The sequence below is a fragment of the Candidatus Hepatincolaceae symbiont of Strigamia maritima genome (assembly GCF_055505085.1).
Genome location: NZ_DBKDTU010000150.1, coordinates 1 through 8,208, shown reverse-complemented (window position 1 = coordinate 8,208; position 8,208 = coordinate 1). Strand labels below are relative to the sequence as shown.

The window sequence follows — 8,208 nt, the reverse complement described above, 5'->3', positions numbered from 1 at the left end:
CAATACATCAAGGATATTTAGAAGACATAGATAAAGGTTTCAGAATTACTGAACAAGTGCTAAAATTCGTTTCTGAATACTTTAAAGAAAACATAAAATAACAAAATTGGTTAGTCAGGTATATAATTGCCAAAAAAATAGACACTTCACTTGAAAGTGCCTATTTACTTATGTTTTACCCCACTATATAAAAAATGACATATTAAACGGGAATATAAATTACTTTTTTCTATTTATTCGCCTTTTTTTCGCATTTTTTGTATTTATTTTTATTCACATACCTAGTTACTATTCCCATTATATACTGTCTCATTGCAACAAGAATGTCCCTAACTGAACAATATTTAATTTGGAATAATTTCCTTACTTATTTCAAAAAAATTGCTCTACTTACAAAATTTTACAGGCAACTTCTACTAAAGGTAGATTCGAAGAAGTATCTATTATTATAGAAGCTTTAATCAGTTAAAATTTTTCACACTAGTTAAAAGACTGTTTTACGCAATAATTTCTAATCTAATAAAAAAATATTTACATTTTTAAGATTATCTATCTATAATTAGTATTATTAAATGTTAATCCTTCTTAAAAGGAGTATCTTTATGTACAATAAAATTTTTCTAAAAAAACAATATTTTATTATGATAGCTTTTTTAGCTATTATTGCCTGTGGAGGAAATAAAGATACAGTAAAATTAGACGCAATTACTACTTGTAATTTTCCGGATTCTCCTAAAGATAAAGCTCCTTTATGGGTATGCGGAGCACTTGTTGAAGGAATTGCCGTACAAGCCGTGGGAATTACTGAAAAATCTAAAGCCGGTATAAATTTCATGCAACAACAAGCCTTGGTTAATGCTAGAGTATTACTAGCACAACAACTTAAAGTAAGTGTTAATAATACAGTTAAAAGTTTTATGCAAAGTAGTGGTGTAACGGAGCAAGAAAACATTGATAAAGTTGCTTCAGTTCTTAATAAACAAATAACTTCTGAAACTATTCAAGGTTCTAAATTATATAGAACTGAGGTTAGTCCTAATGGTGCTATGTATGTTTTAGTAGGGTTAGATAAAGATTTTTATAAAAAAAACCTAAATACTTTGCTTAATAATAGCAATCAAGCAGAACTAGCTAAGTATACAGACGTAGATACACTACAACAACTTCCTAAGTCTGTAGAATAATTTATTTTTTTATGCGGAAGTTACTATTACTTATATCTTTTTTAGTTCTTAGTAGTTGTAGTACTTTTGAAGTTTATCCTAAAAAAATTGCCGAAATTACCAAAAAAACTCTGACTAATACTCCCACGGATATAGAAAAATATTTTAAAACAACCAACCAAAGTGATAATAATTTTTTATTAAATACCCAAGAAGCCGGGAGATTAGCTTTTATTCAAAATGATTATAACAATAGTCTTAAATATTTTAATATCTCAAATACCATTTATAATCAGCAGAACGACCAAGCACAAATCACCTTACAAAAAGGCTTTGACACGGCAATTGCTTCAACTGTATTAAATGATAAATCTATTAAATATGATGGCTCAACTTACGAGGCAGCCTTAATACATTTATATTTAGCTATGAACTACCTCTTAGAGAAAGATTTTTCTAGAGCAATGATAGAAATTAGAAAATCCCAAGAAACTCAAAAATATGCCGAGAGTTTAAGAGAACAAGAAATTAATAAGATAGAAAACAAGATTCAAAATTATACTTTCTCGAAAGATGCAACAATCCTCTTACAACAATCCGCCGCTTTAAGAGCTCAAACTAAAGATAAATTTCTAAATAGTTATATTTATTATTTCTCAGGACAGATTAGAGAATTATTAGGAGAGAGCAATAATGCCTATATTGATTATAAAAAAGCTTTAGAATTAGCTCCTAATAATTACTTTATTCATCAAGATTTAATGCGTTTAAGTAAAGTTTGGGATCCTACCTATTATCATCAATTGGCAAAGCAACAAACTTTTGATAATAGTTATGAGAATTATAATCAAAAAAAAACTATTATAGTATTTTATGAACAAGGGTTTATTCAAGCAAAACAAGCTATGAGGGGAGATGTATTATTATATAATGTGTGGACCTCGTTTTCTCTACCTTATTATCCCGCTAATAATATTAAAATTAATGAAGTTAATGCCTCTATCAATAATACCCAAGGTAGAGTAATAGCAAAATCTAAGGGGGTCTTACTGGCTAATTTAGGTACTTTGGCAAAATATGATTTAGCAGAAAGATATCCGATGATTATAGCAAGATTAATGAGCCGTTTAATTTTAAGAACCTCAGCACAACTGCAATCAACAACTAATGATACGAACAACCCCTTGAGTACTGCGGTACAAGTATTAGGAGTGTTAGGAAATATTACCGAACAGGCAGACCTAAGATCTTGGCTATTATTACCACAATATGTACAAGTCTTTAAGATTAATACTAGTAATAATTTTGAAAATTTAAACTTATCAATTAATCATCAAAGAACTTTTACTTTAAGCAATCTTCGCTTAAATAACGGAGAGATTGCCGTTATACATCTTATAGATACTGGGGAAACTATATATAGTAAAGTTATTTATCAGGGTAAAAAGCTTGCTTATTAGTGAATAAGCAATTACAATAACCTTAACTACTAATAAGGATTTAACTATCAATGAAACACTATATTATCTTATTTACAACTTTGATTTTTTTAGCTGCTTGTGGGTCTAATAAATCTAATTATCAGGATGTATCACAAAATACTTTAGCTAGTACTTTTTCTGCTACAGACCAAAAAATGCTAATTAGTACTCTATCTCAAAAAATTATAACCGACAGCCAACTTAAAGAAGAATTAAGTGGAGAGAAACCTACTTTATTAATTGATGTTATTAAAAATAAAACCTCAGAATATATAGATACCCAAAGTATAACCGATACGTTAAAAATATCTATGAATAAAGCCAGACTCTTTAGTATTTTAAATAGAGACAAAACTAATTTATTAATGAAAGAGCAAGAATTAAATCAAGCAGGACTAACCGATAGCCAAAGAGCTACTGGATTAGGTAAGTTATGGGGTGCTAAATATGTGCTTTATGGTAATTTTAGTGCCATTACCAATTATGTCCATAAAGAGAAACAAACCTACTACAAACTTACTTTAAGTATTCAGAATATAGAAACTGGTGAAGAAATTTGGATTGATGAAGCAGAATTAAATAAAGTAAGTAAAAAATCTTTATTTTAAAAAACTATGAGTTGTTATCTTGAAAGCTCTTCTATTATCTTGTAGTTGCTTATTAATATTATTCTTTGGTATTAAGGGAGAAGCTCATAATTTAGCCTCTTCCTTACTTAATCCTAAAGATTATCTCTTAGTAGAAACTAGTATCGGAACTACTCCTCTTGTTGCTAGAAATAATGCTATAGCTTTATTAGGGCAGAATTTTAGTGTAACAGTTAAATCTAAATTTAATGCTCGGGAAGAATTACAAAACGATAGTTTTTCTAGTAAATCTACTGCAATTATAGATTTATCTTCCACAGCATTTTTTAAAGGGCTTATTTTTAGTGAACCAAAAAAGCTGAGTAGAAATCAATACAAAATTTCGGTAGGGTTTAATTTAACTTCTTACAATGATACTGTAAAGTTTTTAGCTAATAGTATAAAGAATAATCAGATTAAAGGCTTAAGTAAAATTTCTTTAGTTAATGAGCAACAAAAAGTAGAATTCTTACTAGCTATGTTAGGATTTGGCAAAAGTTATAATTTAGTAATTAATCAGGAACTCTATACCAATTTACTTACCTATCAAAAAGAGCTTAACTTACAATTGTCTACTCTTAATCAAATAATCTTTAAAGTTTTACCAACCAAGCTTACTAATCTTAAAATTCTGATTAATAATCAAGATTATCACCCTACTACTACGCTGTTTCTAAAATCAGGTACTCATTTTTATGAAATTAGTGCTCAAGGTTATGTACCACATAAAGATAGTATTATTTTATCTACTAAAGAACAAAGAGAAATTATAATTTATTTAGAAAAACAACTAAAAAACAAACTACCGCTAAATTTAGAAGTAAGTAATCAGGAACCTAGCTTGGATTTTGCCACTATAGAATCCTCTTCTCTACAAAAAGAATTACTTTTAATTTTAGCTAATCATCAAATGCAAGTTGTAAAAAATGCTCCTCTAAAATTAAAAATAGAAATTGCTAAAGTTATTACCACAAGCTCTATTAATCTTTATACTGTTTATACATTACCTTTAAGAATTATTTTTTATAAAAATAATCAAATTATTAGTACTGCTGGAAAAAATTTAAAATACATTAGTAAAAACAATCCTTATACTTTTCCTCAAAACCAAATAATTACAGCCATTGATTCTCTAATTCTTAGTTTAATTTATGGCGACAATATAGACAAATTCTTAAACTAAACTTTTTTATTTTTATACTAAAGATTTAGCTTCTTCTTTATTTTTTATTTCTTGGGCAATTAAAGCACAAGAAGTATCTCCGATACAATTTACTGTAGTTCTAATCATCTCAAAAATTCTATCTATCCCGAATAATAACGGAATTCCTGCTAAAGAAACATTAACCTATGCCTTTACAACTACTAGTAGTAGAGTGGGTCATGGTACTCCAGCAGTCCCAACCGCTCCTATAACTGAGGTAATAATAATAACTAAATATTCTTGCAATCCTAACTCTATATGAAAAACTTGTGCAAAGAATATAGTAGACATTGCATAAAATAAAGCATTGCCATTCATATTAATAGTAGCTCCTAGAGTTAGAACAAAAGCTATAATTTCCTTTGATACTCCTAATTTTTGTGCTACTTGAATATTTACAGGTAAAGTAACCATTGAAGAGGCAGTACTAAAAGATACAATTTGTACTAGTAGAGTTTCTCTAAAAAACTTAAAAACCGGTACTTTAGTAAAAAGCTTTACCACGTAACCCTAATACTCCGTACATATGCACTACACAAGCCAAAATATAAAAGATTACTAATTTCAAAACCAAATATAATAGGGAATAACTGAAAGTTTTTACAAAATCAGCCATTAAGCCGAAAATCCCGATAGAAACAATAAACATTATTTGTAGCATCATCCATACCAAACTTCGTTAGCAACGTTAAAGAAATTTAGAGCAACTGCCTTTTTATCTTTTTCTAAGAAAGAAAATCCTAACCAGAAAAATACTGAAAATAATAAAATTTGTAGAATGCTTCCGGTAGTTAAAGACAATACAGGATTAATAGGAACAATACTCAGAACCGTAGTCCAAAATCCTTCTACTTTAGCTCTATCTTTGTATAACCCATCCCCCTGCATTAAATTTTGGTAACTATATACAACTTTACACTAAATTAATTTGACATTAGTGTACTAATCTACTATAATATATCTATAGAAATAAAATATAGGTATATTATACAATGATTAATAAAGATTTCAATTCAATTATAGCCTTAATCAAGGCTTTTCCTACAAAGCAATCTTGTATAGACCATTTAGAAAACTTACGTTGGCAAAACGGAGCAATAAGTCCTTTTGATATTAGCTCTATAGTATATAAATGCAGTAACAATCGTTATCGCTGTAAAAACACTGGTAAATATTTCAACGTTAAAACTCAAACTTTATTTGATAATACTAAAGTTCCTTTACAAAAATGGTTTTTAGCTATATGGATTGCTACATCTCATAAAAAAGGTATTAGCTCTTTACAGCTAGGTAAGGATATTGATGTTACTCAAAAGACTGCTTGGTTTATGTTACAAAGAATACGCAAGTGTTTTAACATAGAAAATAACAACGGATTAGATAATGATGTTGAAGTTGATGAAACTTACATAGGCGGTAAAAATAAGAATAGACATCAAAATAAGAAAGTTAAATATTCTCAAGCTAGAAGCATTATAGATAAAGCCCCTGTAATTGGAATGGTAGAACGTTACGGTAAAGTAAATGCTTACAAAATTGAAGATGTAACATCTAATGTTTTAACTAGAGATATAATAAAAGATGTAAAAACTACTGCTAATTTATATACAGATGAGTGGTTAGGTTATAAGGGTATAGGCAAGATATATAAGCATAGTATTGTTAGACATTCTCAATATCAGTATGTTGATGGTACTGCTCATACAAATACTATAGAAGGATTTTGGAGTTTGCTAAAGCGGGTGATTATCGGTATATATCATTTTACTTCTAAAAAGCATTTACAGAATTATATTGATGAGTTTGTTTTAGATATAATACAAGAAGCTTAAAAGAAAGTGAGAGATTTAATCTTTTGCTTTCTAACACAGAATACAGAACTACATATAAGGAGTTGATAAATGGGTAAGATACAAACTATTAAAATAAATAACATTGATATAACAATAAATACTATAAAAGAAGAAGACTATATTAATCTTACAGAAATATTAAAAACTCAAGATGGTGAGTATTTTATATCAAATTGGTTAAGAAACAAAAACACTATAGAATATATAGGTTTATGGGAAGAATTAAATAATCCAAATTTTAATTGTGTCGAATTCGACACAATTAAACAGCATGTAGGGTTAAATAGATATAGGGTAAGTGTAAAGCAACTTATATCTACTGCAAATATAATAGGGTTACAGGCTAAAACAGGAAAGTATGGCGGTACGTATGCCCACGTTGATATTGCTTTAGAGTTTTGTTCTTGGTTAAATCCTGCTTTAAAACTTCATATTATTACAGAGTATAAAAGATTAAAAAAAGAAGAAAATAATAAACAAGGGATTGAGTGGCACGTAAAAAGAGAGTTATCTAAAACAAATTACCATATGCAAACTCATTCAGTTGCAAAATATATTGTTTCTCGTAGTCAAGGATCTGAAGAGGAGAAAAGACACCACTACAAAGACGAGGCTAATTTATTGAATGTTGTATTATTTGGTATGACTGCTGAAACTTGTAGGATAGAGAAAGAGGATTTAGCGAATCAAGATAAAAATATAAGAGATTTTGCAAGTGAGAATGAACTAGCAGTATTAGCAGACTTAGAAACGCATAATGCTCAATTTATTAAAGAGGGTTTACTTCAAGAAAAAAGAAAAGAACTATTAACAAAGATTAAAAATGACTACCTAAATATTCTTAATAGAAAAAAACCAGATAAAGCTATTAGAAAACAATCCTCTTTGTTTACTAAAAAGGAGTTATCTGGTTTTGACAAAAAACTTAAAACAGCGTTAGATTATAAGGAGGAATAAGAATTGAAAAACATAATTATAAACGATGACTGTATAATAGCTATGAAACAGTTAAAAGAAAATAGCTTGTCTTTGTGTATTACAGACCCTCCTTATAATTATGAGGTATTTGGGAAAGATTAGAACAAAGAAGAAATAGATAGAAGATTAAAAAACGCTAAAAAAATGGAAAAACTTTAGTAACACATATACCTTATGGTAGCGGGTTAGCGGGGGGTGAGAAATAAAGATGGTATGAAAAAAATAGAAATAATATATTAGAATATAGTGCATGGACAGAAGAATGGGCAAAGGAAGTGTACAGGATTTTAAAACCAGGAGCTTTTTGTTTAATTTTAACAGCACTAGAACGTTGGCACACATACAAGTTGCTTTTGAGAGTGTAGGTTTTTATGCACGAGATATAATATATTATTTCTATTTTCTTTTATAGAATCTGAAGCTATATAATAACCTTAGTTTTTTAAAATAGTATAGCATAATAAGAGAATTTAGTGTAAAGTTGTATATAGTTACCTAAATTTATAGGAATCTCCGAAAGGTTAATCCCAGGACGCCCCCAATTAGCAAATAAAATGCTGACAATAATTGCAATAGCAGTAGTAATAAAGAAGTATACAATTACTCAAGTACTAATTTTACCGGGAGCTTTAGTATCTTTTAAATTAGTAGCTCCGCTAATTATAGAAAAAACAATTAAAGGAATTATCAACATTTTTATCAGCTGTACGAAGAGGTCTCCCAGTGGTTTGAAGATAACTGCTTTTTCCCCCATTATAATACCAACTAAGACTCCTAAAATCATAGCAGAAAAAATTACCGTGTTGAGATTAATTGTTTTTAAGATTATATGTATCATAATGTTCTCCTCTGCTTAGATCGGAAGAGCGTCGTGTAGGGAAAGAGTGTAGATCTCGGTGGTCG

8 protein-coding genes and 2 pseudogenes are annotated in these 8,208 nt (G+C 28.8%); 6 read left to right on the top strand and 4 right to left on the bottom strand.

The features are described 5' to 3' along the window. Positions 1-602: 602 nt before the first annotated feature. The 4 genes from ACQCX0_RS03945 to ACQCX0_RS03930 are packed head-to-tail and all read left to right on the top strand — an operon-like array spanning position 603 to position 4,453. On the top strand, positions 603-1,184 hold the full coding sequence (locus tag ACQCX0_RS03945; protein WP_462562876.1) for an LPP20 family lipoprotein: 582 nt from the start codon (positions 603-605) through the stop codon (positions 1,182-1,184). An 11-nt stretch (positions 1,185-1,195) separates the two neighbouring features. After that, positions 1,196-2,623 carry a COG3014 family protein gene (locus ACQCX0_RS03940; protein WP_462562875.1) on the top strand — a complete coding sequence of 476 codons (1,428 nt, stop codon included), beginning with the start codon at positions 1,196-1,198 and terminating at the stop codon, positions 2,621-2,623. A gap of 50 nt (positions 2,624-2,673) precedes the next feature. Next, entirely contained in the window at positions 2,674-3,252 is a 579-nt protein-coding gene (gene lpoB, locus ACQCX0_RS03935; RefSeq protein ID WP_462562874.1) for a penicillin-binding protein activator LpoB, read from the top strand. Positions 3,253-3,271: 19 nt separating this feature from the next. Continuing rightward, positions 3,272-4,453, top strand: a complete 1,182-nt coding sequence (locus ACQCX0_RS03930; RefSeq protein WP_462562873.1) for a hypothetical protein — start codon at positions 3,272-3,274, stop codon at positions 4,451-4,453. A gap of 108 nt (positions 4,454-4,561) precedes the next feature. Here the strand turns inward: ACQCX0_RS03930 and ACQCX0_RS03925 are convergent. From ACQCX0_RS03925 to ACQCX0_RS03915, 3 genes and pseudogenes are all read right to left on the bottom strand, one after another. Further along, positions 4,562-4,978: pseudogene (locus tag ACQCX0_RS03925) on the bottom strand (dicarboxylate/amino acid:cation symporter); the annotation flags it as partial. After that, entirely contained in the window at positions 4,959-5,138 is a 180-nt protein-coding gene (locus tag ACQCX0_RS03920; RefSeq protein WP_465029882.1) for a hypothetical protein, read from the bottom strand. The gene ACQCX0_RS03920 and the pseudogene ACQCX0_RS03925, both read right to left, overlap by 20 nt. Beyond that, positions 5,135-5,362, bottom strand: a complete 228-nt coding sequence (locus ACQCX0_RS03915; RefSeq protein ID WP_462562871.1) for a cation:dicarboxylate symporter family transporter — start codon at positions 5,360-5,362, stop codon at positions 5,135-5,137. Before ACQCX0_RS03915 ends, ACQCX0_RS03920 begins: the two co-directional genes overlap by 4 nt. Positions 5,363-5,466: 104 nt before the next feature. Between ACQCX0_RS03915 and ACQCX0_RS03910 the strand changes: the two are divergent. Together ACQCX0_RS03910 and ACQCX0_RS03905 are read left to right on the top strand one after the other, a co-directional pair. After that, positions 5,467-6,383, top strand: a pseudogene (locus ACQCX0_RS03910) (IS1595 family transposase). Further along, positions 6,376-7,284, top strand: coding sequence for a KilA-N domain-containing protein (locus tag ACQCX0_RS03905; protein ID WP_462562870.1), 909 nt, complete (start codon positions 6,376-6,378; stop codon positions 7,282-7,284). The pseudogene ACQCX0_RS03910 and the gene ACQCX0_RS03905 overlap by 8 nt, the downstream one beginning before the upstream one ends. A 625-nt stretch (positions 7,285-7,909) precedes the next feature. On the opposite strand, the gene ACQCX0_RS03900 is transcribed toward ACQCX0_RS03905, so the two are convergent. Beyond that, positions 7,910-8,143 (bottom strand): cation:dicarboxylate symporter family transporter, encoded by a 234-nt coding sequence (locus ACQCX0_RS03900; RefSeq protein WP_465029881.1) that lies wholly within the window; start codon positions 8,141-8,143, stop codon positions 7,910-7,912. Positions 8,144-8,208: the final 65 nt, after the last annotated feature.

Coding starts and splice junctions, on each gene's coding strand:
- ACQCX0_RS03945 (WP_462562876.1), top strand. CDS start 603: ATGTACAATAAAATTTTTCTAAAAAAACAATATTTTATTATGATAGCT.
- ACQCX0_RS03940 (WP_462562875.1), top strand. CDS start 1,196: ATGCGGAAGTTACTATTACTTATATCTTTTTTAGTTCTTAGTAGTTGT.
- lpoB (WP_462562874.1), top strand. CDS start 2,674: ATGAAACACTATATTATCTTATTTACAACTTTGATTTTTTTAGCTGCT.
- ACQCX0_RS03920 (WP_465029882.1), bottom strand. CDS start 5,138: ATGATGCTACAAATAATGTTTATTGTTTCTATCGGGATTTTCGGCTTA.
- ACQCX0_RS03915 (WP_462562871.1), bottom strand. CDS start 5,362: ATGCAGGGGGATGGGTTATACAAAGATAGAGCTAAAGTAGAAGGATTT.
- ACQCX0_RS03905 (WP_462562870.1), top strand. CDS start 6,376: ATGGGTAAGATACAAACTATTAAAATAAATAACATTGATATAACAATA.
- ACQCX0_RS03900 (WP_465029881.1), bottom strand. CDS start 8,143: ATGATACATATAATCTTAAAAACAATTAATCTCAACACGGTAATTTTT.